Below are 26,987 nucleotides of genomic sequence, written 5' to 3'. Positions count from 1 at the left end.
CGCCGTATCACAGAGGACACAATCCGCTATGTCGGATCAATCACCTCTGTTGCCGATCGCGGCAAATGTGCAGCTCAAAGGTTAAACCTCAAGCTCAGAGCTCGGAGATGATCTGCTGCCGCTTGGCGGCGTACTCGTCGTCCGTGATCGCCCCGGTCCCGCGGAGCGCCTGCAGTTCCTCCAGACGCTGGGCGGTGGAGCGCTCGGGCGGTGTGAACTCCGGCGCGGCGTCAGCCGGCGGCCGATCGGCGGCCCGGCGCACCACGTCCTGGATCTGCTGCCGCAGCTCCGGATCGGAGCGCAGGTCCACCATCCCCTTCAACGGAACGTTCCCGGCCTTGAGGATCTGCAGGATCTCCATCAGCGGGCCCGCCTGCCCGCTCAGGTCGTAGGTCTGGTCGTCCTCGGCCAGGGTGAACCGCGCCGGCACCAGCCCGTTCACGAGAGCGCTCCGGTCCCAGTCGATCAGGTGCTCATGCGTGGCCGGATCGACGAGGACGACGAGCTTGCGCGCGGTGAAGTTGCCCATCCGCGTCACACTGGCGAGCACACGGTCCTCCTTGTCGAACGCGAACCCCGGTCCCGCGATGAGCAGGCCAAGCCTGAGCAGCGGCTGGTCGTTGATCCTGGTGCCGGTCTCCGACATGCCCGTGATCTGGGCGAGCGTCAGCACTCCGTGCCGCTCGAGGGCGGCGGCCTTGGCGGCCGACTTCGCGCCGGACCTGGCCAGAGCCAGCGCGACCAGCACGTCGGCAACCGTGACCAGCAGCCCGACGTAGAGCATCCACTGGACGTATTCGCGGCTCACCGGGTCGAGCGCGAAATACACGACCAGGAAAATCGGCCCGACCAGCCCGCCGCAGAGCAAGACGAGCAGTTGCGACTTCAGATAACGCCCGAACATCGGCTTGCTCCAGTCATCTGGGCGGCGGATCGCGATGTCAGAGTAACGACACGTGATCTCGGCTCGGAATCCGTTTGGCGAAGAACGTCGTACGGCGGGGTTGCGCGGCGCCGACCCTGGACGGGAAATGCGGGGGTTGTTAGCCTTTCTGGAGGTTCTTCTGGTGCTAGAGAGGCCAATGAACAGACTCTCTGACGACGACCTGGCACTGTTACTGCTGATCCGGTTCTTCGAGCTGAAGCTGCTCGCGCTCTTCGAGCAGGGCGAGCTCAACGGCACCACGCACACCTGCCTCGGCCAGGAGTACGTCCCCGTCTCCCTGAGGACGCTCCTGCGTGAGAGCGACTGGGTGTTCAGCAACCACCGCGGCCACGGCCACTACCTGGCCAGGTTCGAGGACCCGGAAGGGCTGCTCGCCGAGATCATGGGCAGGAAGGGCGCAGTCTGCGACGGCGTGGGCGGCAGCCAGCACCTGAAGCGCGACCGCTACCTGTCCACCGGCGTGCAGGGCCAGAGCATGCCCGTGGCTGCCGGGGTGGCGTTGCGGCTGAAGCGCCACGAGCCGGGCGCGCTGGCCTGCGTCCACATCGGCGACGGCACGTGGGGCGAGGGCGCCGTGTACGAGGCGCTCAACCTGGCCCAGCTCTGGCGGCTCCCGCTGCTGGTGGTGGTCGAGCACAACGGCATCGCCCAGTCCACGCCGACGGCGCTGCAGATGGCGGGCACGGTCGAGGGGCGGGCGGGGGCGTTCGGAGTCGAGCACCACCGGGTGGATATTTCGGATATCTCCGTCATCCGCGCCGAGCTCGCCCCCCTCGTCGAGCGGGTCAGGCAGGAGTCGCGCCCGCTGGTGGTGGAGTACGCCACCCACCGGCTCGGCCCCCACAGCAAGGGCGACGACACCCGGCCGCCGGACTTCCCCCGCGTCGACTGGTACGCCGCCTACCAGGCCGCGCACCCCGTACAGTCCGCCAGGATCGAGGCGGAGGCCCGGGCCCGGATCGACCGGATCGCCGCCGAGGTCGCGGCCCGCCCGCCGGCAGTCTGGACCGCCGCGTGAGGGTCGGCGAGAACCTCAACCGCGCCCTGCACGGCCTCCTGGAGGACGACCCCTCCGTGTACGTCCTGGGCGAGGACCTCCTCGACCCCTACGGCGGCGCATTCAAGATCACCAAGGGCCTGTCGACCCGGTTCCCCGACCGCGTGCTCACCACCCCGCTCAGCGAGGGCGCCGTCGTCGGCGCCGCCTCGGGCCTGGCGCTGGCAGGCGGCAAGGCGGTCGTCGAGATCATGTTCGCCGACTTCGCGGCGCTCGCCTTCGACCAGATACTCAACTTCGCCAGCAAGTCCGTCACCATGTACGGCGCCCGGGTGCCGCTGCCGCTGGTGATCCGCTGCCCGTCCGGCGGGCACCGCGGCTACGGGCCGACCCACAGCCAGAGCCCGCAGAAGCACTTCATCGGGATCCCGGGCCTGTCGCTGTTCGAGATGTCGCCCTTCCACGACAACCGGTCCGTGCTCGACCGCATGCTGGCGCTGGGGGAGCCGTGCCTGCTGTTCGAGGACAAGGTCCTCTACACGCGGCGCATGTACGAGGTGGACGAGCCGTTCCGGTGGGACCTCGCGGACGACGTGGCGGTGGTCCGCCTCGACTCGGGCGGCTCCGGCGCCCTGGAGATCCCCTCGGAGGACCTCGACTACGTGCTGATCGTCCCGGGCGGGGTCGCGCACCGGGCGCTGGCCGCCATGCGCTCCCTGCTGCTCGACCACGACCTGGCCGGGGTGCTGATGGTCCCCTCGCGCCTGTACCCCTTCGACCCGGCGGCGCTGCTGCCCGTCCTGGGGCGGGCGCCGCTCGTGTGCGTGGCCGAGGACGGCAGCGCGGGCGGCACCTGGGGCGGCCACGTGGCCGCCGACCTGCACACCCGGCTCTGGGGACGGTTGCGCCGCCCGGTCAAGCTGGTCAACTCGGCCGACAGCGTGATCCCCACGGCCGCCCACCTGGAGCGCGACGTCCTGGTGCAGGACTCCACGATCTGCCGCGCCGTGCTGGAGGGCCTCGATGGCTGAGATCCGGGTGCCGAAGCTGAACACCAACGACGAGGCGTACGTGCTGCTCGAATGGGCGGTGGCGGACGGCGCGCGGGTGCGCAGGGACGAGGTCGTGGCGTCGGTGGAGACGTCCAAGACGGTGGAGGAGCTGGTCAGCGAGCACGACGGCGTCCTGACCCACCTCGTTTCTGCGGGCTCCGACTGCGCCCCCGGCCAGCCGATCGCTCGCGTCGCCGCCGCCCACGACGCGGTCGCGAGCCCACCCGCACCGGCCTCCGGCGTGCCGTTGATCACGGCGCCCGCGCAGGCGCTCATCGACGAGCTCGGCATCGACGCCGCGCGGGTACGCGCCCTGCCCGTGAAGGTGGTGCGGCGGGCGGACGTCGAACGCCTCGGGACATCGGACCCGCCCACCGTCCAAGCACCTGTACCGCGCGCAGGCGCCACCGCCGCAGGCGAAGGGCCGTCCGGTACGAGTCTGCGCGCGTTGAGCGGCAACCAGCGGGCCGTGGGCAGGACCGTGAGCCTGTCCCACCGGACGATCCCGGCCGCCTATGCCGCCATCAAGGTCGACGTGGGCCGGGCCACGACCGCCGCCCGCGAGCTCACCAGACGCCTGCGCAAGCTCGTCGGACTCCCCGACCTCCTCATCGCCGCCGTCGCCCGCCTGCACGAGGACTTCCCCCTCTGCTTCGCGACGCTGCTGGACGAGAGCACGGCCGCCGTCCCCGACAGCCCGCACGTGGCGGTCACGATCGACCTCGGCACCGGCCTGTACGTACCGGTCATCAAGGACGCGCACCGCAAGACCGTCGAGGAGATCGCGGGAGAACTGGCCGGGTTCCGCAAGTCGGCCCAGCACGGCGGCTTCAGACAGGAGCAGCTCGACGGCGGGAACATCGTCGTCACCCTGCACCACGACCCCGACATCGTCATGGCCGTCCCCATCGTCTTCCCGGGGCAGGCGTGCGCCCTCGCGCTCACCTCGCCGCAGCGGGAGGGCGAGCGCACGGTGGCGGTCGTCGGCCTCGCCTACGATCACCGGCTGGTCAACGGCAGGGACGCCGTCCTGTTCCTCCAGGCGCTCAAAGAAGCCCTGGAGACGGCCTCCTAGAGATGGCCCCCTAGAGATGGCGCTGTTCGAGGGCCTGTAGGCCGACCAGGTCGTCGGGGGCGGCGTCGGTGCCGTCGTCCACCAGCGACGGCAGGCGCGAGCGCAGCGCGACGACGGCCAGCACCGCCATGGCGACCGCGAAGAGCACGTACATCAGCCCCACGCCGCGCCCCTCCCCGGTCCCGATCAGCGTTCCCACGGTGGAGGCGAGCGGCCCGCCGGGGGCGAGCAGCGGGTCGAGGACCGCCGCCCCGTACGGCGCCACGAGCCCGAACCCCAGCGGCAGCGTCGACCAGGCGATCAGCGTGTTGAGCGCGAACACCCGGCCGTGGAAGCGCTGCGGCACCTTCACCTGCACGATCGTGGCGTAGATGCCGTTGAGCAGCGTCACCCACAGCGACATCCCGAAGGCTCCGAGCCCGATCGTCACCAGATCCGCCCGCAACCCGGTCACCAGGCAGAACGCGGCCAGCGCGAGTGTGCACCAGAGCACCGCCCGCATCCGCCCGCGCCCAGGCCCGCCCCACACCGTCATCGCCAGGCCGCCGACCAGCACGCCGAGCCCGGACAGGAACGAGATCCGCCCCACGTCCGGCACCCCGGCGAACGACAGCACGAGCGGCGAGATCATCAGGAAGAGCGGTGACAGGAACACGTTCAGGACCGCGAAGAACAGCAGCATCCGGCGGAACCCGAGCTGCCCCCACGAGTACCGGAACCCGGCGACCAGCTCCGTCATGACCGGCTCCTTGCGCCGCCACGCCATGGCCGCAGGGAAGCGCACCAGCCACGTCACGGCGATCGCGAACACGTAGCTGACCACGTCGAGGACCAGGATGCCCTCCAGCCCGATGACGGCCATCAGCCCGGCGGCCGCCAGCGGCACGACGAGCTGGCTCACCCCTCCGGCCATCTGCACGATGCCGTTCGCGTGCCCGAGGTGCCGCTTCGGGACGAGCTGCGGCACCGAGGAGGCGTACGCGAGCCGCTGGAACGTGAGTGCCACGGACAGCAGCGCGAGCAGCGGGTAGACGTGCCAGGTCTGCAGGTTGCCCGTCCACAGCAGCACGCCGAGCAGGAGCTGCGTGCCGAGCGCGGCGAAGTCACCGCAGAGCATGACGGTACGGCGGTCGCTCCGGTCCACGACGGCACCCGCCAGCGGGGCGGCCACCATGCCGGGGACCAGCCCGAGGACGGCGAGCAGGGCGAACTGGGCGAGGGAGCCCGTGGTGAGATAGATCCAGATGGGGATGGCGAACTCGGTCAGCGCCGACCCCATGATCGAGACCAGCTGGCCCCCGGCGACGGCCAGGAACCGCCGCATACTCGGCCGCAGCCCTCCACCCGGCCCCCTGCCCTGCTCCCCGCCTGGCCCCCCGCCCGGCTCTTCGCCCGGTCCGGCGGACGGGGCCGGGCCTGGGGTCAGGAGTGGGGCCGCCGTGGACCCCGTGGCGGAGGCCAGGGCTGAAGTCGGTGTGGGCACGGGGGTGGAGGCCGGGGCCGCGTCAGGGCGGTTGATGCGGGAGACCTCACGCAGCCGCCAGTTCGGCCCCGACACGGCCGCGCCCGAGTCCAGCGCGAGGTGGGCGCGGGTCACGATCTCGGCCAGCTCCCGCGCCCGGTACTTCAGGAAGAAGTGCCCGGCCTCGTCCAGCTCCACCACCGCGGCCGTCGGGCTCAGGAAGTGCCACTCACGGTAGCGCTCCTCGAAGTAGTCCGTCGCCGGATCCCGCTCGCCCGCCACGCTGACGATCGGCGCCCGCAACGGTGTCACGGCGCCCTCGAACAGCCCGGTGAAGTACTCCTCGGCGGCCTCGGTGTCCTCGCGCATGTTCCTGATGATGTGCCGAGCCTGCCCGGGATCGAGCTCGCTCATGTCGAGCCCCATCGACGTCAGCCAGTTGGCGTAGCTGCGGTCGCTGCGCAGGTAATCGCGCCGGGCCAGCCGGGACAGCGCCGCCAGCGCCCGGTTCCCCGGCCGGGCGAACGGGAAGATCGCCCCGATGTAGACCGCTTCGAGCCGCCGCCCGGCCGCCTCCAGCCGCCGTGCGATCGCGACCGTCAGCGCCGACCCGACGCCGCAGTGCCCGTACAGCGCGAGCGGACCCCGTACCTTCTCCAGGATCTCGCGCACGCACCGGTCGGCCACCTCCTCCAGGGGCAGCCGCTCCTCCTCCAGCCCCACGTCGTGGCCGGGGATGGCCACCGCCCAGAGCGCGTGCGTGCCGGGCAGCGCGTCGGCCAGCGGCTGGTAGGCGACGGCCGAGCCCCCGCCGTACGGGACGCACACGTAGGTGAGGTCGGCACGCGGGCGGCGCGGCGTCAGCTCGTGCAGCAGACCGCGCGGTCCGGTGGCGGCCCCGCCGTCGGTGAACGCGGCCAGCCGGCGCACCGTCGGATGCTTGAACAGGTCCACCACCGCCACCGGCGACGACAGCTGCCTGCGCAGCCGCGCCACGACCTTGATGGCCAGCAGCGAGTGCCCGCCGATGTCGAAGAAGTCGTCGTCGATGCCGAGGTCCGACCGGTCCAGCACCTCCGCCCAGACGGCGCTGACCAGGCGCTCGGTGTCGGTCTGAGGCGGGGTGCGAGCCCCGGCCTGCTCGGGCGAGGCGGAGGGGGCGGGCAGGCGGCGGCGGTCCACCTTGCCGTTGGGCGTCAGGGGGAGCCGGCCGAGGGCGACGAAGCGGGTGGGGATCATGTACGCGGGCAGCGTCTCGGCCAGGTGGGCGCGCAGGCGTACGGGATCCAGGCGGGGCGTGACCACGTACGCGACGAGCTGCGCCCGCGTGCCCTCCCCGTCGGTGGTGACCACGCACTCGGCCACGTCGGGGTGGCGGGCGAGGTGGGTCTCGATCTCGCCCAGCTCGATCCGGTAGCCGCGGATCTTGACCTGGGCGTCCGCCCGGCCGAGGAACTCGATGACGCCGTCGGCGGCGTACCGGCCGAGGTCGCCGGTGCGGTAGAGGCGCTCGCCCGTGCCCGGGCGGGTGACGAAGGAGGCGGCCGTGCGCTCGGGGTCGCGCCAGTAGCCGGTGGCGACGCCCGCGCCGCCGATGTACAGGTCGCCGGGCACGCCCACCGGGACGTCGCGCAGGCCGGGGCCGAGGATGTGGAAGGTCTGGTTCGCGAGGGGGCGCCCGTACGGGATGGAGGTCCAGGACGGGTCCACCTCGCCGATCGGGTGGAAGATGGACCAGATCGAGCCCTCGGTCGCCCCGCCCAGGCTGATGACCTGCGCGTCCGGGGCCAGGGCGCGGATGCGGTCGGGGAGCGTGAGCGGGATCCAGTCGCCCGAGAGCAGGACCAGGCGCAGGGAGCCGAGGTCGGTGCCTTCGTGCTCGGCGTGGTCCACCAGGAGCTCCATGAGGGCCGGCACGGAGTTCCAGACGGTGACGCGCTCCTCCGCCACCAGGCGGGCCCAGGCTGCCGGGTCCTTGTCGGCCGCCGGTTCGCCCATGACGAGGGTGGCTCCGACGGCCAGGGCGCCGTAGACGTCGTACACGGACAGGTCGAAGCTGAGCGCCGACAGGGCGAGGAAGCGGTCGGCGGGGCCGACGTGGAAGCGGTGGTTGAGGTCGCGGACGGTGTTCAGGGCGGCCCGGTGCTCGATCACCACGCCCTTGGGGGTGCCGGTGGAGCCGGACGTGAAGATCACATACGCGAGGTCGCCGGGCCCGGCCGGGCAGCCGGACGCCGGCGCGTCGCCCTCGGCGACCGTGAAGCGGGTCACGCCGGACGGCCAGGCGAGGTCCAGCCAGGGCTGGGTGACGGCGAGCGCGCATTCGCCGCGCTCGATCAGCTCGAAGCGCCGCTGGTCGGGCAGGTCGGCGTCGATCGGCAGGTACGCGGCCCCGGCCAGGTTGATCGCCAGCACCGCGACGACCTGCTCCCAGCCCCGCTCCATCACCACGGCGACCAGCCGCCCCGGCCCGGCCCCGGCCGCCCGCAGCTCGGCGGCGAGCGCCCGCACCCGGCGGCGCAGCTCGCCGTAGGTGATCTCGCCGCCGGGATGCCGGACGGCGACGGCCTCCGGGGGCGCGCCCGCCATGACGGGCTCGTGGAGCAGGCCGGGCGGCCCGAGATCGACGGCGGTGTCGTTCCAGCGGCGCCGCTCCTCCCGCTCCCGCGGCGTCAGCAGCTCCAGCCCCGACACCGGCGCCGCAGGATCGGCCGCCACGCCCTCCAGCAGGGTGACCAGGTGCCCGGCCATCCGCTCGATCCGCTCGCCGGAGAACAGCGCGGTGTTGTACACGAACAGGAACGACCCGCCGCCCCCGGTGTAGAGCTCCAGGTCGAACCGCGTCGCCCACACCCCCGGCTCGAACCCCTCGAGCGTCAGCGGTCCGGGCTCCGGCTCGCCGCCGTAGTTCTGCATGGCCAGGATGACCTGGAACACCGGCGACCTGGACGGCTCCCGCGCCACGTTCAGCTCCTGGACGAGCCGCTCGAACGGCACCTCCTGATGCGTGTACGCGTCCGTGGTCAGGTCGCGCACCCGGCACAGCAGCTCAGCGAACGTCGGATCCCCGGACAGATCCACCCGCATCGCCAGCATGTTGACGAAGCACCCCACCAGGTGGTCCAGCTCGGGCAGCGACCGCCCGGCCACCGGCGAGCCGATCGCCACGTCGTCCTGCCCCGCGTACCGTCCGAGCAGCACCGCGAAGGCCGCCAGCAGCACCATGTACGGCGTCGCGCCGTGCTCACGCCCCAGCCGGTCGAGCCGCTCGGCCAGTTCGGGGGCGATCTGGAAGCGGTGGGCCGCGCCGGCGTAGGTCAGCTCCGGCGGCCGTGGCGCGTCGGTCGGCAGCTCCAGGGGCTCCAGCCCGGCCAGCCGCTCCCGCCAGTAGTCCACGTCGCCCTCAGGACGCGCGCGCTGCCAGGCCGCGAAGTCCCCGTACGTCACGGGCAGGTCCGGGGCCGTCCCGCCGGTGCAGAACGACAGGAGCTCGCGCAGCAGGATGTTCGCGGACCAGCCGTCGGCCGCGATGTGGTGGACGGCCAGGGCCAGCACGTGGTCGTCGGGCGCGAGCCGTACCAGCAGCGCCCTGATGACCGGCCCCGAGGCCAGGTCGAACGGCTCCGCCAGGAACGGCCCCACCAGCTCCCTGGCCGCCTGCGCCGACCCGGCCTCCGCGACGGTGAGCGGGACGTCGGCCTCCTCCGGCACCAGCACGTCCAGCTGCCCGTCCGCGCCTTCAGGGAAGCGGGTGCGCAGCGGCTGGTGCCGCTCGCACACCCTGCGAAGGGCCGCGTGAAGCCGGTCGGCCTGGAGCGGGCCGCGCACCCGCCGCACCAGCGGGATCGTGTACGCGGCGTTCCCGGGCGCGTACTGCTCCATGAACCAGAGCCGCTCCTGCGCGTACGAAAGGGGCGGGGGCTGGTGGGCGGGCAGCGCGGGGATGGTCGGCCGCGGCCTGTCGCGCCTGCGGAGCCGCTGCGTCAGCAGCGCCCGCTGGGCCTGGCTCAGCTCGGTCATGAGCCCCTCACCTCGTCTCGACCATGAGCTCGCGGATCCAGCAGGCTCCTGGCCTGCTCGTCGGAGAGCGCCGCCACCTCCGCCACCAGCGCCTCCTCGACGGCCTGCGCCAGCGACTCGACGGTCCGGCGCTCGAAGAGCGTGCGGATCGGCAGGTCCACGCCCGCGAGGGCGCGCAACCTGGCGGCCACCCTGATGGCCAGCAACGAGTGACCGCCGAGGGCGAAGAAGTCGTCGAACGCGCCGATCTTGTCGGCGCCGAGCACCTCCGCCCAGACATCGGCGACCAGCTCCTCGGCGTCGGTCCGCGGCGGCGTGTCGTCGCCGCCCACGGGGCCGTCCGGCTCGGGCAGCGCGGCCCGGTCGAGCTTGCCGTTGCGGGTGAGGGGGAGCGCGTCCAGCATCACCCAGTGCGCGGGAAGCAGGTACGGCGGCAGCGAACGCGCCAGGTGGGCCCCGAGGGCGGCGGGCGGCGGGCCGTCGGGGGAGCGCGGGACGACGTAGGCCACCAGGGCGCCGTCCCGGGCGAGCACGGCCGCCTGGCGGACGTCGGGATGCGTGAGCAGGCAGTGCTCGATCTCGCCCGGTTCGACGCGGAAACCGCGCACCTTCACCTGGGCGTCCAGGCGGCCGAGGAACTCCACCTGGCCGTCGCGCCGCAGCCGCACCCGGTCGCCCGTGCGGAAGTAGCGGCCGTCCGCCAGGGTGACGAAAGGCGTGCCGGGCGCGTTGAGGTAGCCGCGGGCCACACCCGGACCGCCGATGTACAGCTCGCCGCCGGCTCCAGGAGGTGTGGGCGAACCGTGCCGGTCGAGGATCTTGAGCGGGGTCGCCGGCACCGGGCGGCCGATCGGGGGGTGCGGGTCTCCATCAGTCAGCTCGGCCGCCGTGGCGATGATCGTCGCCTCCGTGGGGCCGTACGTGTTGACCAGGCGCACCCGGTCGCCGAAGCGCTCACGCCAGCGCGCCACCGCCTCCCCACGGACCTGCTCGCCGCCGAGGATCACCAGCCGGAGCCGTTCCGGCCAGGCGATCTCGTCGATCAGGTCGACCAGCTGGTGGAAGTACGCGGTGGGCAGGTCGAGCACGGTGATGCCGGGCCGGCGGGCGAGGAGGTCGGGCAGGGTGGCGCCGCCGCCCGGCAGCAGCTCGACCGTGGCGCCCGCGGCCAGCGCCGGGTAGATCTCCTCGGCGTGGGTGTCGAAGCTGAGGGACGCGAGCTGGACGACGCGGTCGCCGGGGCGCAGGCCGTACGCGGTGCGCATCCACCTGACCCGCTCGGCCAGCCCGGCGTGCTCGATGGCGACGCCCTTGGGGGTGCCGGTCGAGCCCGAGGTGTAGATCACATAGGCCAGTCCCTGGCCTGTCCCGGCCCGCTCGCCGGGCTCGATCTCCGGCCCGCCCGTGACGGTGAAGGACGTTCCGGCGGACATGGCGCGCAGGCGCTCCGGCGGGTACCCGGGGTCCAGCGGCACGTACGCGGCCCCTGCCCGCCAGATCGCCAGCATGGCCACCACCGCGTCGATCGAGCGGCCCGCCCGGAGCCCGACCAGGTCCCCCGCGCGCGTGCCCCGCTCCACCAGGTCCGCGGCCAGCCGCGCGACCCGCCGTTCCAGCTCCGCGTACGTCACGGCCTCGTCACCGCAGCTCACGGCCACCTCGCCGGGGTGCGCGGCCACGGACTCGGCGACCAGCCCGAGCACGGTGCCCCCCACCACGGGACCGGTGACGGGACGCTCGATCGACGCGAGCAGGGCCTCGTCGGACGGCGTGAGCACCGGCAGGCGCGACAGCGGCACCCGCCGGTTCCCCTCCTCGGCCACCCCCCGCAGCACGACCACGAACCGCTCCGCCAGCTCCGCCACCGTCTCCGCGTCGAACAGCCCCGCGTCGTACCCGAACGCCACCCGCAACCGCCCGGGCGAGCGCCACGCCTCCACGGTCAGGTCGAACTTGGCCTGCCGGTACCCGTCGTCGAAGAACGACATCCGCACCGGGCCGAGGCGGTCGCGCTCGCCGTCGGCGGTCTGGCTGTTCAGGGTGAACAGGGTCTGGAACATCGGCTTCCTCGACAGGTCCCGCTCGACGTCCAGCTCGGCCAGCAGCTGCTCGAACGGCACATCGTGATGAGCCATCGCCTCCAGGACCGTCCCGCGCGTCCTGCCCAGCAGCTCCTCCACCGTGGGATCACCCGACAGGTCGCCGCGCAGCACCAGCGTGGTGCTGAGGTAGCCGATGAGCGGCTCCAGCTCCACCCGGTCCCGGCCCGCCGTCGGCGACCCGACCAGCACGTCGTCCTGCCCGGTGTGCCGGGACAGCAGAATCTGGTACGCCGCCAGCAGCACCATGAACAGCGTCACCCGATGCCCGCGCGCGGTCTTCTCCAGCGCCGCGAGCAGGTCGCCCGGCACCTCCATCACCTGGAAGTCGCCCCGCGTCCCTCCCGGGCGATGCGGCCGGTCCGTGTGCAGGTCCAGCGTGGGCGGGTCGGCGAGCCGCGCCCGCCAGTAGTCGAGCGCCGCGCTCCGGTCCTGCTCCCGCTGCCATCCGGCGACGTCCCCATGCTGCACGGCCAGCGGCGGCAGCTCGGCCGAGTCGTACAGGGCGGCCAGATCGTCCAGGAACACGGTGATCGACCAGCCGTCGGCCACGATGTGGTGGAGGACCACGCAGAGTACGTGGTCCTCGGGTGTGAGCCGGACCAGCGTGACGCGCAACGGAGGCGCGGCGGCCAGGTCCAGGGCGGCGTTCGTGCGGGCGGCGACCAGGGCGCGGGCCTCGGCCTCGTCCCCGGCGTCCAGCCGCTCGACCCTGACGGGCGCGGGCCGCTCGACGACGGCCACCGGCCGCCCGTCCACCTCGGGGAACCGGGTCCGCAGCGACTCGTGCCTGGCGACCAGGCCGGTCAGCGCCCGCTCCAGAGCCGCCACGTCCAGGGGTCCCTGGAGCCTGCGCACGATGTACATGTTGTAGGAGGCATCGGAGGGATCCAGCCGGTGCAGGAACCAGAGGCGTTCCTGGGCGGGCGAGAGCGGCGGCAGCGTCCCGGCAGGACGGGGCACGAGGGGGCTGCCCTGCCCGCCCGCCAGGTCCTCCAGCGTCGCGGCGAATCCGGCCACCGTCGGATGCGCGAACAGCTCACGCAGCGGCGCCGCCGTCCCCGCCGCCGCCAGCCGGGCGATGACCCGGGTGGCCAGCAGCGAGTGGCCGCCGAGCGCGAAGAAGTCGTCGTCCGCGCCGAGCTCGCCGGTGCCGAGCACCTCGGCGAAGACCCGCGCCACCTGCCGCTCCCTGGCGGTGAGGGGAGCCCCGCCCCGGCCCGCCGCCGGGCGCGCCGGCTCCGGCAGCGCCCGCCGGTCCACCTTGCCGTTCGGGGTCAGCGGCAGCGCCTCGAGCGGCACGACCACCGACGGGATCATGTACGGCGGCAGCCACTCGGCGGCCCGCTCCAGCAGGTCGCCGGGGGACCCGCTCTCACCGGAGTCGGGCACCACGTAAGCCACGAGGTCGTCGCCCCGCACCACCACGGCGGCCCGGCGCACGCCCGGGTGGCGCTCCAGCGTGGTCTCGATCTCGCCCAGCTCGACCCGGTGCCCCCGCACCTTGACCTGGCCGTCGCCCCGCCCCAGGAACTCCAGCGTCCCGTCGCCCAGCCACCGCACCCGGTCACCCGTCCGGTACCACCCGTCCGCGAACCGGTCCGGCGGCTCCCCGGGCGAGCGCAGATAGCCGAGCGCCAGCCCCGCCCCGCCGATGACCAGCTCCCCGGGAACGCCGATCGGCGCGGGCGAGCCGTGCCGGTCGAGCACCCGCACCGTGGTGTTCGCGAGCGGACGCCCGATGCCGACCCGGTCGGGCGACGCGGGGACCTCCCAGGCCGTGGACCAGATCGTGGTCTCCGTCGGCCCGTACATGTTGAGCAGCCGCCGCACCCGCCTGCGCAGCCTCCTGGCCAGCGCGAGCGGCAGCGCCTCGCCCCCGGCCAGGGCCACCAGCCCGGACGGGTCCAGCCCGCCGGACAGCAGCATGCTCCACCCCGACGGCGTGGCCTGCACGTGGGTGACTCCGGTGGCGGCGATCAGCCGGGCCAGCGCGGTCCCGTCGCGTACGGTGGCGTCGTCGGCCAGCACCAGCCGCCCGCCCGTCACCAAAGGCAGATACAGCTCCAGCCCGGCGATGTCGAACGACAGCGCCGTGCTCCCCAGCCACACGTCCCCGGGCCCCGATCCCAGTAGCCGCTCCATCCCGGCCAGCAGGTTGACCAGCGCGGAGTGCGGCACCGCCACCCCCTTGGGCGTGCCGGTGGAGCCCGAGGTGTGGAGCACGTAGGCCGGAGCGCCGGCCTTCGCCGCCGTCCCGTCATGTACGGCGTGGGCGGCCGGTTCGATCGCCGCCGTCCCGTCGTGTACGGCGTGGGCGGCCGGTTCGATCGCCGCCGTCCCGTCGTGTTTGGCGTGGGCGGCCGGTTCGATCCGTTCGACGTGCGCCGGCAGGGGCGCTGAGGGGCCGGCCAGCGCGACCCGTACCCCCGCCTGCGCGAGCATGGCCGCGACGCGCCCGCCCGGCAGCGCCGGGTCCACCGGCAGGTACGCGGCCCCCGCCATCATCACGCCCAGCAGCGACCCCGGCAGGTCGGCCGACCGCGCCAGGCACACCGCCACCACCGACCCGGCCCCCGCCCCTCGCGCCCGGAGCTCCCCGGCGACCAGGCGGGCCCGGGCGGCCACCTCCCCATAGGTGCGCACGGAGGTGCCGGACTCCACCGCCACGGCGTCCGGCCGCAGCTCCGCCTGCCGCAGGAACAGGTCCACGACCGTGCCGGACGGCACCTCCATGGCGGTGTCGTTCCAGGCGTCCAGGAGCCGCCGCTCGCCGGCGGGCAGCAGCTCCAGCTCGGACAGCCGCGCATCGGGACGGCGGGCGACGGACTCCAGCAGTGTGCGGTAGCGGGCCGCGAAGCGCTCGGCCGTCGGCGGCGAGAACAGCTCGGCGCTGTAGACGAACGCGCCGCGCAGGCCGCCGCCCCCGCGTTCGCCGCCCTCGCGTTCGCCGTCCGGCCACAGGTCCACCCGCAGGTCCACCATCGCGGGCGGCACACCGTGCGGAAAGGGCACGCTCTCCAGCCCCGCGAACGTCGCGGCCTCGCCGTACCCGACCGCCGCGTTGTGCAGGCCGAACATGGTCTGGAAGAGCGGCGTGCGGCTGAGGTCGCGCTCGATGTCGAGCGCCGACAGCACCCGCTCGATCGGCGTCTCGCCGTGCGCCATCGCCTCCAGCACGGTACGGCGGGTGCGCCGCAGCAGTTCGGTGAACGGGGGGTCGCCCGACAGGTCTCCCCTGAGCACCAGCGTGGAGGCGAACAGCCCGACCATCGGCTCCAGCTCTGGCCGGTCGCGCCCGGCCGTGGGCGAGCCGACCACGATGTCGTCCTGGCCCGTGTGCCGCGCCAGCAGCGCCTGGTAGGCGGCCAGCAGCACCATGAACAGCGTGCACCGCTCCGCCCTGGCCAGCCGCCGCAGCGAGCCGGCCAGCCCGGGGTCGAGGTCGAACCAGGCCTCACCGCCCGCGCTGCCCCGCCGGGCCGGGCGCGGCCGGTCCACCGGCAGCTCCAGCGGCGCGGCCCCGTCCAGCCTGGCCGTCCAGTAGGACACGTCGACGTCGGCGGCCCGCTGCGCGTCGGCGTACTCGCCGTAGCTGGTCGTCAGCTCCGGCAGTGCGGCCCGCGTGCCGTCCCTGCGGGCGGCGTAGCACGTGGCGAGATCGTCCATGAGCACGTTCAGCGACCAGCCGTCGCCGATGATGTGGTGCAGCACCACGCCCAGCACGTGGTCCCCGGGCGCGAGCCGGACCAGCGTGACGCGCAGCGGCGGTGCCGAGCCCAGCTCGAAGGGGGTGTTCGCGCGCTCCTCGAGCAGCCGCTCGGCCTCCTCCGGCGTGTCCAGGCCGACCCGCTCGACCGCCACGGGCCCCGGCGGGTCGACCACGGCGACCGGCCGGCCGTCGTCGTCGGGGAAGCGGGTGCGCAGCGACTCGTGCCGCGCCACCACGTCGGCGAACGCGCCGGTGAGCGCGTCCACGTCGAGCGGGCCGCGGATCCGGCGCACCACGGCGACCCGGTAGGCGGGGTCGGCCGGGTCGAGCCGGTGCAGGAACCAGAGCCGCTCCTGGCCGAGGGAGATCATGCGCGCAGCTCGCTCACCGCCGCGGCCACGCCGCTGACCGTGGGATCGTCGAGGAACACGTCGAACGGCACCTCGACGCCGAGCCGTTTCCTGATCCGCGCGCTGATCTGGGTGATCGTCAGCGAGTGGCCGCCGAGGTCGTACAGGTCCTCGTCGGGGGCGATGTCGTCGATCCGCAGGACCTCCATCCAGATCCGCCGCACTTCCTCGACCAGCTCGCCGTCGAGGGCTTCCGTCTCCGCGTGCGGTACGGGCGCCTCGACCGGCGGTGCGGGCACCGGCGCTGTGACGGGGAGAGGCAGGTCGGCGAGCCTGAGACCCGGGTCGGCGGCCAGCACGGCGCGCAGGTGCTCCCCGGTCAGCTCCACGAGCTCGCGCTCGATGATGTCCGGGCTGTGGTGCAGGGTGAGCAGGAGCCCGTCGTCGCCGTCCACGGCCTGCAGGTGGAGCACGTTCCTGACCATGTGGTTCGACATCTTCCACTCGGCGGCCATCGCCAGCCCGGGAAAGGGCGCGTCGGCGGCGCGCCGCCGGAAGCTGATCGACACGGGCGCCAGCGCCGGGCGCGGCCTGATGCCGCCCGCCGCCCTGGCCGCGGGGACGTCGCGGAAGCGGTTCAGCTCGCGTAGCTGGGCCCGCAGGCCGTGGGCCAGCTCCGCCAGCGTGGTGCCGGGCGTGGGCGCGGAGTAGACGGGCAGCTCGGTGGCGAACAGGCCGATGTGCTCCCTGCTCTCCTGCCGTCTGGTCGACATGGCAACGGCGACCGCCGCCTCGGCGTTGCCGTACCGGAAGAGCAGGGCGTGCACGGCCGCCAGGAACAGCTCGAACCGTGTGACCCCGGCCCGCTCCCACCCGGCCATCTCGGCCGTCAGGTCGAGCAGGACCGTCTCGGCGTGGCCGGCCGTCCGCGCCGTCCTGGCCACGCCGCCGACCACCACCGACGGCAGGTCCCGCCAGCGCTCGCGCCAGTACGCCTCGGCCTCGGGCGGGATTGAGGCGGCCCCGCCGTACGGCATGGGCAGCGGCGGCAGCGGCCCACCGGAGTACGCCGCCGCCAGGTCGCGCACCAGCAGATCCTTCGACTCCCCGTCGAACACCAGATGGTGCCCCACGAACAGCAGCAGATGCCGCGACGGCGCCACCTCCGCCAGCGTGAACCGGGCCAGCGGCCCCCGCGCCAGGTCGAACGGGCGGGCGATCTCCTCGCGGATCAGCGCCTCCGGGTCCGCCGCTCGCACGAACTCGACCGGCGGCCGGTCCGCGGCGGGCACCAGGTGCAGCTCGCCGTCGCGGTCCTCGAACGCGCACCCCAGCACGGGGTGGCGGGCGAGCACCGACTCGCACGCCTTCAGCATCGCCCCCCGGTCCAGCGGGCCGTCGAACCACATGGCGAACGGCATGTGGTAGGCCGTGCCGGTGCCGTGCATCACCTCGGTGATCCACATGCCGTGCTGGGCCTGCGATGCCAGGACCATCGTCACTCCTCTGCCATACGCCGCAGTTCCCGCTTGATGACCTTGCCCGCGGCGTTCCTGGGCAGGGCGTCCAGGTTGAGCAGGACCGAGGGCAGCTCGTGCCCGGCCAGCCGGGGGCTCAGGAAGGCCCGTACGTCGCTGAGCGCCAGCGGCTCCCCGGCCACCACGGCGGCGGCCACCGCCATGCCCATCACCGGGTGCGGCACCCCGAACACCGACGCGTCCGTCACGGCCGGGTGCTCGTGCAGCGCCGACTCCACCTGCAACGTCGAGACCTTGAACGCGCCCGACTTGATCACGTCGCTCTCCCGGTCGACGAGATACAGGTAGCCCTCGTCGTCGAGGTAGCCGAGGTCGCCCATGCGTACCCAGCCGTCCTGGAAGGCGTCGTCCCGGTCCTCGCCGTAGTAGGCGCGCGGGTGCGCGGCGGCCCGGAGCCACACCTCGCCGGTCTGCCCGGGCTCGACCGGCTTGCCCTCGGCGTCGGCGATCCTCAGCCGGGAGCCGCCGGCCGCGCGGCCGAGCGAGCCGGGGCGCTCGGGGTCGTAGATCATGATGGTCTGCGCCGGGGCGGCCTCGGTGGAGGTGTAGTAGTTCGCGACGGTCGCGTTCGGGAACGCGGCGGTCAGCCCGGCGGCGACCTTCGGGGGCAGCGCGGCGGCGGCCGAGCCGAGCAGCAGCACGCCGGACAGGTCGTGGCGGTCCTGGACGCGGGCGCTCAGCAGCTCGACGGCCATCGCGGGGACGACGAAGACGGTGCCGGCCGCGTACTCGGTGATCAGGGCGGCGAAGCGGGACGGGGTGAAGAGCGGGAGCGTGACCACGGCCGGGGCGGCGGTGAGCGCGTGGAGCAGCATCACCTGGCCGGCGTTCGTGCCGATGGGGAAGGCGTGCACCAGATGCCGGGAATGCGCGAACGGGCGGCGCTTGGGGTGGACGGGCGGAGACGTGAGGTTCGCGTGGGTGGCGGCGACGCCCTTGGGGCGGCCGGTCGTGCCGGAGGTGTAGAGGATCTGGGCGAGCGACAGCGGGTCGATCTCCGGCAGGGCAGCCGTGCCAGATTTTTCGGATAAATACTCGTACGAGAAGCCCTGGGGGAGCGTCGTGCCCCGGCCGTGCACCACCGTGGTCGCGCCGCAGTTCTCGACCATGTACGCCAGCTCCGGCGGCGCCAGCCGGTCCGACAGCGGCACCGCCACGCCGCCCGCCTTCAGCACGGCCATCCAGCTCACCGCGTAGTCCAGCCAGTCGCGGCCGCCGAAGACCAGCGCGACCCGGCCGCCCTGGAGCGGCCCGGGGAGCGCGCGGGCGACGGCGGTGGAGCGCTCATCCCACTCGGCCAGGGTCAGGCTGCCCTGGCCGGCGACGATCAGCGCTTCGTGATCGGGGTCGGCGGCGGCTCGGGACGTCAGGAGATCGGGCACTGGAAGGGCCGAGGGAACCACCCCCAGAATTTTTTTCGTCGTGCGGCCTGACGCTAGAAAAAATGCACAATCGCGTCAACCCCTTCCCTGCAGGCGCTTGCCGACATCTGGCACCGCGTGACACACTCGCCCCGGATTCCCCGACGAGGGAGGGTTCACCAGGTGCAGATGGATGGGGAGCTCCACGAACGGCTCGCCGACATGATCGCCAAGGCCGCCGACGGTGCGGTCGATCCGGCCGAGGTGCTGTCCGGGCAGGCCCGGCTGAGCGATCTCGGCGTCACCTCGCTGGCTTATCTGCGGCTGATCGACGCGGTGGAGGCCGAGTTCGGGGTGGAGCTCGATCCGACCGCGGTCGACAGCCTGGACGCGTTGGTGGACTACGTACGGCTCCATGGGTGAAGCCGGCGGCGCGCCGCTGACGGCGCCGCTGACAGGGCCGGCAGCGCTGCGGGCAGAGCCGTCGACGGCGCCGCTGACCTGGGGGCAGCAGGACATCTGGCGCGCGGTTGTCGCCGCCGCGCCGCAGGAGCGCTACCTCAACATCGCCCGCTCCTTCGCCGCCCCCAAGCGGCGTCCCATCACCGTCGAACACGCCGCCCGGGCACTCGAGCGGCTGGTCGCCAGGCACGAGTCGCTCCGCACCCGGCTCGCCGGTCCCCGTGACGCGCCGTTCCAGCAGGTGTCGGCTGTCGCGTGTCCCTCCTACGAGGTGGTCCCAGCGGCGACCTCTGGGCCCGTCGAGGACGTGTGCGAGCGGCTGGCGGCCGAGCCGTTCGCGTACTGGGAGGAGTGGCCGCTGCGGGTGGCGTTCGTGGTGGCGGGGGGATATGTCCGGCACATCGCCTTGGTCCTGTGCCATCTCGCCGCCGACGGCCACGCGGCCGACCTCGTGGTCAAGGACTTCCGCCTGCTCCTGCTCCGCGACTCGCTGCCGCCCCCGGACAGCGCCACGCCCCGTGACCTGGCCGCGTGGCAGCGCTCCGACGCGGGCCGGCGCGTGTCGGAGGAGACGATCGCGTCCTGGCTGGACGAGTACGCCCGCATGGACCCCGTGCCGCCGTCCTCACACGTGCCGGAGTCGCCGCGCTTCCTGGAGGCCACATTGCGCTCGCCCGCGCTGGCCGCCGCCGCGCAGGCGGTCGCCGCCCGCAACCGGGTCAGCTCCTCGACTGTGCTGCTGGCCGGGGCGATGCGGCTGGCGGGCGGGCTGACCGGGCAGCGGTTCTGCGGGATGCGAGTGATCGTCAACAACCGCTTCGCGGCCGGCCGGCGCGACGTGGTCTCCACGATCTCGCAGGAGGCCCTCGTGGTGCTGGACCTCGGCGCGGCCTCTTTCGACGCGCTGGTACGCCAGGCGTGGGGGACGGCGCTGCGGGCGTACCGGCAGGCCCAGTACGACCCGTACGCGATGGAGGAGGCGGTCGCCGGTGTGGGCCCCGGGATCCGGTCGTTCGGCTGCTTCAACGACCAGCGGCTCGTGCAGGAGGACGGCGCTTCCCCCGGAGCGGCGGAGGGGAAGACGGAGGTGGCCTGGACGGACGCCATGGACCGCAACATCTGCGACTTCCGCCTGCACGTCGGCGGCGAGCCGGGGCTCATGGAGGTCTCCTGCTACGCGGACACCGCCCTGCTGCCCCCGTCCGGCATCGAGCGGTATCTGCTGGACCTGGAAGGCCTGATCGTGGCGGCGGCCCGAGGATGAGCCTGTACGCCGAGGCGACGTCGTGCGCGCAGGGGGAGGAGCTCCGCTTCCGGCTGCTCGACGGCGGTGGCGGCCCGATCAGGGTGGAGGACGTGCCGTCGGGGCGCGTGATCGTGGAGGACGAGGCGCCGGGCGGGCCCTCCTGGACCCTGAAGGTCGGCGATGACTGGCCCAGCTCCCTCTACCGAGCCATCTACCACGACACTTCCGCATATTTCGTGGTACGCGGTGCTGTGCCCGCTTCGCCGATCCTGGTGTCGATTCCGTTCCCCACCTGGGAGGCGTACAACCGTCCCGGGGTTCCCGGTGAGGGCCTCTACCAGTCGGAGCAGCCCGACCGCGCCGTCAAGGTCGCCTTCGACCGCCCCGGCGCCGGACCGCAGATCGAGGAGTGGGAGCTCGGCCTGCTCCGCTGGCTCGGCCCGGCCGGCTACACGGTCGACTACTGCTCGGGCCTGGACCTGCACGAAGGCCTGGACTTCCTGTCCGGCTACCGCCTGCTGGTCGTCAACGGGCACGACGAGTACTGGTCATGGGAGATGCGGGACGCGGTCGAGGAGTTCGCACGGCGCGGGGGGAACATCGCCATCTTCTCGGGGAACACCTGCTGGTGGCAGGTCCGCTTCGAGGACGACCTCCGTACCATGGTCTGCTACCGCGACGCCACCGCCGACCCCCTGTCCGCCACCGACCCCGGCCGGGTCACCGTCGAGTGGCCGAGCGACCCCGTCAACCGCCCGGAGAACACCCTCACCGGCCTGTCCTTCAGGAACGGCGCCGGCTGCTGGGTGGACTCCCGCGTCATGTCACAGGAGTCCTACACCGCCAGGTTCGCCGGCCACTGGGTGTTCGAGGGCACGGGGCTGTCGGACGGCGACGCGTTCGGCACCGGCGCGATCGGCTACGAGACGGACGCCGCCGACCTCGAATGGGTGGCCGGCGTGCCCAGGGCGACCGGCCGCGACGGCACCCCGCCGTCGTTCGTCGTCCTCGCCACCGCCGACCTGTCCCACTGGCGCCGCTACGGCAAGGGCGGGGCCGCCACGATGGGCGTCCACCGCCTCGGCTCCGGCACGGTCTTCAACGCGGGCACCATCAACTGGGGCAACACCCTCCACGACCCGGTGCTGGCCACCATCACCCGAAACGTCCTCGACCGCCTCTCCCGCCGCTCCTCCACCTCCACCTGGGACACCATCGGCCCGACCCCGCACCCGCCTGCCGCACCCGGAAAAACGGTGGGTGGCGCGTCGGCCGCGGCGGCCGAAGGCACGGCGATCGGTGCATCGGATCCCGCGCCCGCTTCGCCCAGCTCGGGGGCCGTGCATGGTGCGCCGGGCTCCATCGCACACCGTCCCGCCGCCGCGGCGCCTGAGAGGAGGGTGGGTAACGCATCGGCCGAAGCCGGTGTGCGGGCGCTCGTGTGTTGCGAGAACCGCCTGTACGCGGCGTGCTCGGACGGGACGCTCGCGGTCCGTGACGTCTCGGGTCAGAACCTTCCCTGGGAGGCGATCGGCGAGACCGACGCGATCGCCCTCGCCGCGCCGAGAGAGGCGCACGGCGGCCCACCCGCGGGCCTGTACGGCGTCACGCCCGACGGCGTCATCCGATACCGCGACCCCGTCCCCGCCGCGCAGCCGTGGCAGGACGTGAGTCGGGCGCCCGAGGGTGCCATCGGGCTGGCCGCCGTGGACGAGGGCCTGTTCGCCGTCACCTCGGCCGGCGAGCTGTGGCACCTGCCCATCCGGCGGCTCGACGCGCACGACTGGCGTGCGGTCGGCCCGGCCGCCGGCGTGGTGAGCCTGACCGCGATGAACGGACGCCTGTTCGCCGTCGCGGCAGACCGCATCCTGGTGCGGTCGGCCGAACGGCACGAGTCCGGCTGGAGCGACCTCGGACCCGCCGCAGGCCTCACCGCGCTGGCCGCCACCGCAGGCCGCCTCATCGGCGCGGGACACGACGGCCGACTCCGCTGGCGCTCACTCACGGGCTGAGCGGGCGGCCCCCAGGAGCGGGCGGCCCCCGGAGGGGCGACCTCCAGGAGCGGCCCGCAGGACGCGGTGGCCTCCAGGAGAGTCGGCCCCCAGGAGCGGCGGCTCCCTGCGGGGATTCCCTATGAGCGGTCGCTCTCGTAGGCGAGCCACTGCGCACACGTATGCAGCCCATAGTCCAACGTCACACCAGCCCGCCACCCAAGCTCGACACCCGCCCGCTCCACGTTGACCAGCGCCCCGGGAGGCTCGTCCGACGTCTCGACCTCCATCGGCCGCACCGCCCCGGACACCGCCTCCGCCAGCTCGCCCATGCGCAGCCGCTTGCGGTCGGCGATGTTGTAGACGCGCCCCGCGCGGCCCCGTTCCAGCGCGGCCAGCACCGCCCCGGCGATGTCCTGCACGTGCACGAGCTGCACCGGACGTCCCGAGACAGGCGCGGGCCGGTTGAGCGAAGAGCGCAGCACCAGCTCGGCCACCGGCCCCAGCTGCGGCATGCCGGGCCCGTACGGCTCGCCGAGCCGGAGCACCACCGCCCCGGCCGCCGCCTCCTCCTCCACCTGGAGCAGCGCCGCCGACACGCCGCCTTCCCCGGCGGGGCCGACGGGTGTCTCCTCGTCCACCCACTTCCGCTCCGGGTAGACGTGGAACGAGCTGAGCAGCACCCCGCCGGCCCCGCCGGCGAAGGCGGCCCGCGCCAGCCGTACCTCCTCCTCGGGGTCGGCGTCCGGGGACCAGCCGAGCGCGCACACGTGCACTACCGGCCCACCGCTGCCCGGCCCGGTGAGCCGGAACCCACGGTCGGCGAGCGCGCCGGCCAGGTGCTCCCGTACGAACGTGCTCGAACCGCTGACGGCCACGGGCCCGCGATCCACCCGGCGAGGCGGACGGCCCTCCGACCGGGACAGCCCGGCCTCCAGCCCCGCCCGGGCCACCTCGTGCAGCTCCGCCGACAGCCCCGCCAGCTCCCGCCACCCGAGCTCGTGGCAGAGCCCGCCAGGACCCAGCGTGGCCAGCGCCTCGTCCAGCACCCGTGCGTCGCCCCGCGCGCCCCGGTGCACGACCCCCATCGTGTACGCCGTGAGCCACAGCGGCCAGTGACGCCCGGCGGCCGCCCGCGCCCGCAGCGAGCCGGCGTCGATGCCCAGGCCGGCCAGATAGTCCTCGCACCGCAGGTCCCGCCAGCGCCTCGACCCGGGTACGCGTACGGCGCACTGCGCGATACCCCGCTTGAAGAACGGGATCACCGGCAGATCGGCCGGCACGGCGTCCTCGCCCTGGCTGGCCAGCGGGTCGTCGGTGAAGAAGCACGGCGAGCGGCGCAGACCCTGGAAGTCGTTGTCCACCAGGCTCGCCAGGTCCTCGTGCTCGGCCAGGTTCGGCACCGCCACGAAGACCGGCACCCCGGCCTGGCGCAGGTAACGCCCCATGAGTACGTCGTCGGGCCAGGTGTCGCCCCGGTCCTTCGCCCACTCCACGTACCCCTCGGCGACCTCCCTGGGCAGCAGCAGGGCCGCCACCGGCGTGTACTCGCCCGCGCCCGCCACCCACCGCGCCCCGGCCAGCGCCCCTTGGCGCACGGCCGCGCCGTTGCGGGAGTTCCAGAACGCGAACAGGGCCAGCGCGGCGTCCGGCATGGCGTGGGCGGCGCGCTCGGCCCGCTCGAAGAACGTGCCGGACAGCACCATGTCGTCGTGGAGCAGGAAGTGGTGCGTGGAGTCGTCGGGGATGCTCGACCAGGCCAGCAGCGACGTGCGGAACGCCGAAGGCCGGCCGGCCGGATCGGGGTCGGTGACGACGCCGAGCACGTCGCCGGCCAGCCGCGCGGCCGCCTCCCTGCGCCGGGGATGCGCCATCACGGCACCGCTCAACCGCACGCCGCCGGGGCCGGTCATGTGCCCAGGCCTGCGCCTACCGCGAGCTCGCCCGATTCGACCAGGTCCAGGGCGTCGCGCCGGTCCTCGCCCTCCCACTGCACCTCACGCACCATCAGCAGCCCCGACCCGCAGGCCACCAGCACCCCGCCGACGCCGGTGGACCAGACGGGCGCGAGCACGGTCCCGGGGGGTTCGGCTCCGCCGTACTCGATGAGGTCCGCGCTGTGGACGTACAGCCGCCGCCCGGACACCGACGTGAACGCCCCCGGATAGGGCGCGGCCAGCGCCCGCACGAAGTCGTAGAGGTCCGAGGCGGGCCGGGACCAGTCGATCACCCCGTCCTCGGGCCGCCGCTTGTCCCACCACGACCCTCCGGGACCCTGGGGGCGGGCCACCACCCGGCCCTCCAGCAGCAGCGGGATGTACGTGGCCAGCAGGTCCACGTTGATCTCCGTGACCTTGCGGTACACCTCGGTGACGTCGTCACGCCGGCTGACCGTGAACTCCCGCTGCGCGATGAGGTCGCCCGTGTCGGCCCCCTCGTCCAGGAAGAACAGGCTGACCGCGCTCGTCTCCAGCCGCTTGATGATCGTCCACGGCAGCGCGGCCCGGCCCCGCCCCTCGGGCAGCCGGGTGGGATGCAGCCCGATCGAGCCCAGCGGGCACGCCGACAGCAGCGGCTCGCGCACGAGCTGCGACCATCCCGCGATCACGAACAGGTCCATGCCCTTGACCAGCTCGTACGCCTGCCCATCGTTGATGTCGGACGTCTCCAGCAGGGGGATGCCGTGTTTCTCCGACGCCTCCCGCAGCGGCGCGAACCCGGAGCGGTGCTGCAGCTTCTGCGGATAGCCGATCAGCAGGGACGGGGGAGTGCCCTGCGCCACCAGCACGTCCACTGCCGGTGCGGCGAACTCCATCCCCGTGGCGAACGCGTACGTCTTCACAGGACCTCCCTCAACACCCCGAACGCCTCCGCGTGAGAGACACCGATCTCCGCCCCGCGCAACGTGGCCAGCGCCGTCACCGACTCCTCGCTCCTGATGTGCGGCGAGGGCCGGTGCTGGCTCTTGTACGCCCGCAGCGCCTTCAGCTTCGTGTCCATGCAGGAGGAGATGTCGCAGTACGCGGTCGAGCGGGGCATCGGCTCGGACGCCCATTGGATCTTCGACATCTCGTACATGAGGACGTTCGGCACCAGCCACTTGCCGAACTGCTGCGCGATCGGCCGGGCGGCGGCGAACCCGGCGTGGAAGACCGCGACGTGGTCCTGGTCGTAGTCGGCGAAGCTGGGCAGCAGCAGCAGGTCGGGCCGCCGCTCGTTCAGCGCCTGCTCGAACAGGTCGACCAGTTCCCTGCGCGGCAGCGTGTCGAGCCGCTCGGTCAGCCCGGCGTCCCCGTACGCGATCTCGAAGGTGAAGCCGAGCAGGTCCCGCACGGCCTCGATCTCCTCCAGCCGCTGCGGGTAGGTCGTGGCGCCGTCGAGCCCGTAGTGGTGCATGCCGTCCACCGCGAGATACAGGACGTGCACCTCGGCCCCGGCCTCGGCCTGCGCCGCCATCAGACCGGCGCAGCCCAGGACCTCGTCGTCGGCGTGGGGGGAGATCACCAGGACGCGGTCAAAGCGGCGCATTCACTGCCCTTCGGTCCTCGCGGGCGCGGTAGTAGTCGGCGGTGCTCATGATCAGTTCGTCGAGCGTGACGCGAGGCCGCCAGCCCAGGTCGGTGGCCGTCCTCAGCGCCGGGATCTTGTGGAACGACTCCGCCTCGGCGTAGTGGGGGCCGTGCACGCTCCTGCCGTCCACGCGGACGATGGGCGAGGGGCTGCCGAGCAGCGACTTCACCCGCTCGGCCAGCTCCATGACGGTGACGGCGTTGGCCGGGTTGCCGACGTTGATGATGACCTCGTCGCCGTCCAGCGCCGTGTCCATGTAGCCGATGAGGAACGCCGTCAGGTCGCTGGCCGCGACGAACGCCCTGACCTGCTCGCCCCCCGCGAACACGGTGATCGGCCGCCCCGCCAGCGCCTGCTGCACGAACGTCGGCATCACGAACCCGCCCGCCCGCGACTGCCGCGCGCCCGCCACGTTGAACGGCCGGATGACGATCCCGCGCAACCCCTGCCGGCGGCTGTTGCAGACCATGGCCTCGACCAGCGTCTTGGCGATCGCGTACTCGATGCGCGTGTTGTACTGGGTCGGCACGACGATGTCGTCCTTCTCGCTCAGCACGCCGCTGCGCCCGTACACCTCGGCCGAGCTGAACACGCACAGCGGCACCCCGGCGCTGAGGCACGCCTCGATGACCGGGGCGGTGCTGCCGACGATGTCGTGCCCTAATCGTCCGGATCGCGCCAGGATGCTGGCCGGCCCGACGTAGGAGGCGGCGTGGACGACCCGGTCCACGCCCGCGAAGTCGCCGCCCGACGCCAGGTGGTCCTCCACGCGCTCCCGGATGACGGTGCAGCGGGGGTCCGCGTCGTAGTCCTCGCCGTCCACGACCGCGCCGGCGTTCGAGTCGATGATCCGTACGCGGTGGCCCGCCGCGAGGTAGGCGTCCACGAGATAAGAGCCGATGAAACCGAGACCGCCGGTGATGACTACTTCGCCACCTGGTGCTCGCACGGACCCGCCTTTCCCGCTCGAGGAAAACGGTCACACAGGGCCATGTAGGCCCCTTAGTCACTTAGCCACGGATTAAAACAGTTTTCGTGGTTCTTGTCACCCATGGCCACAATTTTCACGAGGGCGCGTGAACCCGCGCCCGCCGGGGTAGCACGCG

Annotated in this window: 15 protein-coding genes; 6 read left to right on the top strand and 9 right to left on the bottom strand. The window is 73.2% G+C overall.

The window, feature by feature from the left end:
* Positions 1 to 94: 94 nt before the first annotated feature.
* Entirely contained in the window at positions 95 to 904 is an 810-nt protein-coding gene (locus AB0J64_RS21770; RefSeq protein ID WP_364029378.1) for an SHOCT domain-containing protein, read from the bottom strand.
* 178 nt (positions 905 to 1,082) lie between these two features.
* Between AB0J64_RS21770 and AB0J64_RS21765 the strand changes: the two genes are divergently transcribed.
* Genes AB0J64_RS21765 through AB0J64_RS21755 form a run of 3 tightly spaced genes read left to right on the top strand, consistent with a single transcriptional unit; the run spans position 1,083 to position 4,070 of the window.
* Positions 1,083 to 1,964, top strand: coding sequence for a thiamine pyrophosphate-dependent dehydrogenase E1 component subunit alpha (locus AB0J64_RS21765; RefSeq protein ID WP_364029376.1), 882 nt, complete (start codon positions 1,083 to 1,085; stop codon positions 1,962 to 1,964).
* Positions 1,961 to 2,974, top strand: a complete 1,014-nt coding sequence (locus AB0J64_RS21760; RefSeq protein ID WP_364029374.1) for an alpha-ketoacid dehydrogenase subunit beta — start codon at positions 1,961 to 1,963, stop codon at positions 2,972 to 2,974. Before AB0J64_RS21765 ends, AB0J64_RS21760 begins: the two co-directional genes overlap by 4 nt.
* Positions 2,967 to 4,070, top strand: a complete 1,104-nt coding sequence (locus tag AB0J64_RS21755) for a 2-oxo acid dehydrogenase subunit E2 (RefSeq protein WP_364029372.1) — start codon at positions 2,967 to 2,969, stop codon at positions 4,068 to 4,070. Before AB0J64_RS21760 ends, AB0J64_RS21755 begins: the two co-directional genes overlap by 8 nt.
* 10 nt (positions 4,071 to 4,080) lie before the next feature.
* On the opposite strand, the gene AB0J64_RS21750 is transcribed toward AB0J64_RS21755, so the two are convergent.
* Genes AB0J64_RS21750 through AB0J64_RS21735 form a run of 4 tightly spaced genes read right to left on the bottom strand, consistent with a single transcriptional unit; the run spans position 4,081 to position 18,633 of the window.
* Positions 4,081 to 9,552, bottom strand: a complete 5,472-nt coding sequence (locus AB0J64_RS21750) for an amino acid adenylation domain-containing protein (protein WP_364029370.1) — start codon at positions 9,550 to 9,552, stop codon at positions 4,081 to 4,083.
* Positions 9,549 to 15,734 (bottom strand): amino acid adenylation domain-containing protein, encoded by a 6,186-nt coding sequence (locus tag AB0J64_RS21745; protein WP_364029368.1) that lies wholly within the window; start codon positions 15,732 to 15,734, stop codon positions 9,549 to 9,551. The genes AB0J64_RS21750 and AB0J64_RS21745 overlap by 4 nt, the downstream gene beginning before the upstream one ends.
* Positions 15,731 to 17,209 (bottom strand): condensation domain-containing protein, encoded by a 1,479-nt coding sequence (locus tag AB0J64_RS21740; protein WP_364029366.1) that lies wholly within the window; start codon positions 17,207 to 17,209, stop codon positions 15,731 to 15,733. Before AB0J64_RS21740 ends, AB0J64_RS21745 begins: the two co-directional genes overlap by 4 nt.
* A gap of 2 nt (positions 17,210 to 17,211) precedes the next feature.
* The gene (locus AB0J64_RS21735; protein ID WP_364029364.1) at positions 17,212 to 18,633 is read right to left on the bottom strand and encodes an AMP-binding protein; all 1,422 of its coding nucleotides are present in this window, start codon (positions 18,631 to 18,633) and stop codon (positions 17,212 to 17,214) included.
* 168 nt (positions 18,634 to 18,801) lie between these two features.
* Here AB0J64_RS21735 and AB0J64_RS21730 point away from each other — a divergent pair, with 168 nt between their 5' ends.
* Genes AB0J64_RS21730 through AB0J64_RS21720 form a run of 3 tightly spaced genes read left to right on the top strand, consistent with a single transcriptional unit; the run spans position 18,802 to position 22,332 of the window.
* The gene (locus tag AB0J64_RS21730; RefSeq protein ID WP_364029384.1) at positions 18,802 to 19,035 is read left to right on the top strand and encodes an acyl carrier protein; all 234 of its coding nucleotides are present in this window, start codon (positions 18,802 to 18,804) and stop codon (positions 19,033 to 19,035) included.
* Positions 19,028 to 20,338 carry a hypothetical protein gene (locus tag AB0J64_RS21725; protein WP_364029362.1) on the top strand — a complete coding sequence of 437 codons (1,311 nt, stop codon included), beginning with the start codon at positions 19,028 to 19,030 and terminating at the stop codon, positions 20,336 to 20,338. The genes AB0J64_RS21730 and AB0J64_RS21725 overlap by 8 nt, the downstream gene beginning before the upstream one ends.
* On the top strand, positions 20,335 to 22,332 hold the full coding sequence (locus AB0J64_RS21720; RefSeq protein WP_364029360.1) for a N,N-dimethylformamidase beta subunit family domain-containing protein: 1,998 nt from the start codon (positions 20,335 to 20,337) through the stop codon (positions 22,330 to 22,332). Before AB0J64_RS21725 ends, AB0J64_RS21720 begins: the two co-directional genes overlap by 4 nt.
* 119 nt (positions 22,333 to 22,451) lie before the next feature.
* Here AB0J64_RS21720 and AB0J64_RS21715 read toward each other — a convergent pair whose 3' ends face one another.
* Genes AB0J64_RS21715 through AB0J64_RS21700 form a run of 4 tightly spaced genes read right to left on the bottom strand, consistent with a single transcriptional unit; the run spans position 22,452 to position 26,830 of the window.
* On the bottom strand, positions 22,452 to 24,224 hold the full coding sequence (locus AB0J64_RS21715) for an NAD-dependent epimerase/dehydratase family protein (RefSeq protein WP_364029358.1): 1,773 nt from the start codon (positions 24,222 to 24,224) through the stop codon (positions 22,452 to 22,454).
* A complete protein-coding gene (locus tag AB0J64_RS21710) occupies positions 24,221 to 25,153 on the bottom strand; it encodes a methionyl-tRNA formyltransferase (RefSeq protein WP_364029356.1) in 933 nt (310 codons plus the stop codon). The genes AB0J64_RS21715 and AB0J64_RS21710 overlap by 4 nt, the downstream gene beginning before the upstream one ends.
* Positions 25,150 to 25,839, bottom strand: coding sequence for a PIG-L deacetylase family protein (locus tag AB0J64_RS21705; RefSeq protein WP_364029354.1), 690 nt, complete (start codon positions 25,837 to 25,839; stop codon positions 25,150 to 25,152). The genes AB0J64_RS21710 and AB0J64_RS21705 overlap by 4 nt, the downstream gene beginning before the upstream one ends.
* Positions 25,826 to 26,830 (bottom strand): NAD(P)-dependent oxidoreductase, encoded by a 1,005-nt coding sequence (locus AB0J64_RS21700; protein ID WP_364029352.1) that lies wholly within the window; start codon positions 26,828 to 26,830, stop codon positions 25,826 to 25,828. Before AB0J64_RS21700 ends, AB0J64_RS21705 begins: the two co-directional genes overlap by 14 nt.
* Positions 26,831 to 26,987: the final 157 nt, after the last annotated feature.

It is taken from the genome of Nonomuraea sp. NPDC049695 (assembly GCF_040674955.1).
Taxonomy (GTDB): domain Bacteria; phylum Actinomycetota; class Actinomycetes; order Streptosporangiales; family Streptosporangiaceae; genus Nonomuraea; species Nonomuraea helvata.
Note: the sequence above shows the minus strand (reverse complement) of the source record. Positions and strands in the feature narration are given on the sequence as shown.

Bases quoted from the DNA above. Each gene is read 5' to 3' on its own strand.
- AB0J64_RS21705 (WP_364029354.1), bottom strand. From the start codon at position 25,839: ATGCGCCGCTTTGACCGCGTCCTGGTGATCTCCCCCCACGCCGACGAC.
- AB0J64_RS21750 (WP_364029370.1), bottom strand. From the start codon at position 9,552: ATGACCGAGCTGAGCCAGGCCCAGCGGGCGCTGCTGACGCAGCGGCTC.
- AB0J64_RS21740 (WP_364029366.1), bottom strand. From the start codon at position 17,209: ATGGTCCTGGCATCGCAGGCCCAGCACGGCATGTGGATCACCGAGGTG.
- AB0J64_RS21725 (WP_364029362.1), top strand. From the start codon at position 19,028: ATGGGTGAAGCCGGCGGCGCGCCGCTGACGGCGCCGCTGACAGGGCCG.
- AB0J64_RS21765 (WP_364029376.1), top strand. From the start codon at position 1,083: ATGAACAGACTCTCTGACGACGACCTGGCACTGTTACTGCTGATCCGG.
- AB0J64_RS21730 (WP_364029384.1), top strand. From the start codon at position 18,802: ATGGATGGGGAGCTCCACGAACGGCTCGCCGACATGATCGCCAAGGCC.
- AB0J64_RS21755 (WP_364029372.1), top strand. From the start codon at position 2,967: ATGGCTGAGATCCGGGTGCCGAAGCTGAACACCAACGACGAGGCGTAC.
- AB0J64_RS21745 (WP_364029368.1), bottom strand. From the start codon at position 15,734: ATGATCTCCCTCGGCCAGGAGCGGCTCTGGTTCCTGCACCGGCTCGAC.
- AB0J64_RS21715 (WP_364029358.1), bottom strand. From the start codon at position 24,224: ATGACCGGCCCCGGCGGCGTGCGGTTGAGCGGTGCCGTGATGGCGCAT.
- AB0J64_RS21720 (WP_364029360.1), top strand. From the start codon at position 20,335: ATGAGCCTGTACGCCGAGGCGACGTCGTGCGCGCAGGGGGAGGAGCTC.
- AB0J64_RS21770 (WP_364029378.1), bottom strand. From the start codon at position 904: ATGTTCGGGCGTTATCTGAAGTCGCAACTGCTCGTCTTGCTCTGCGGC.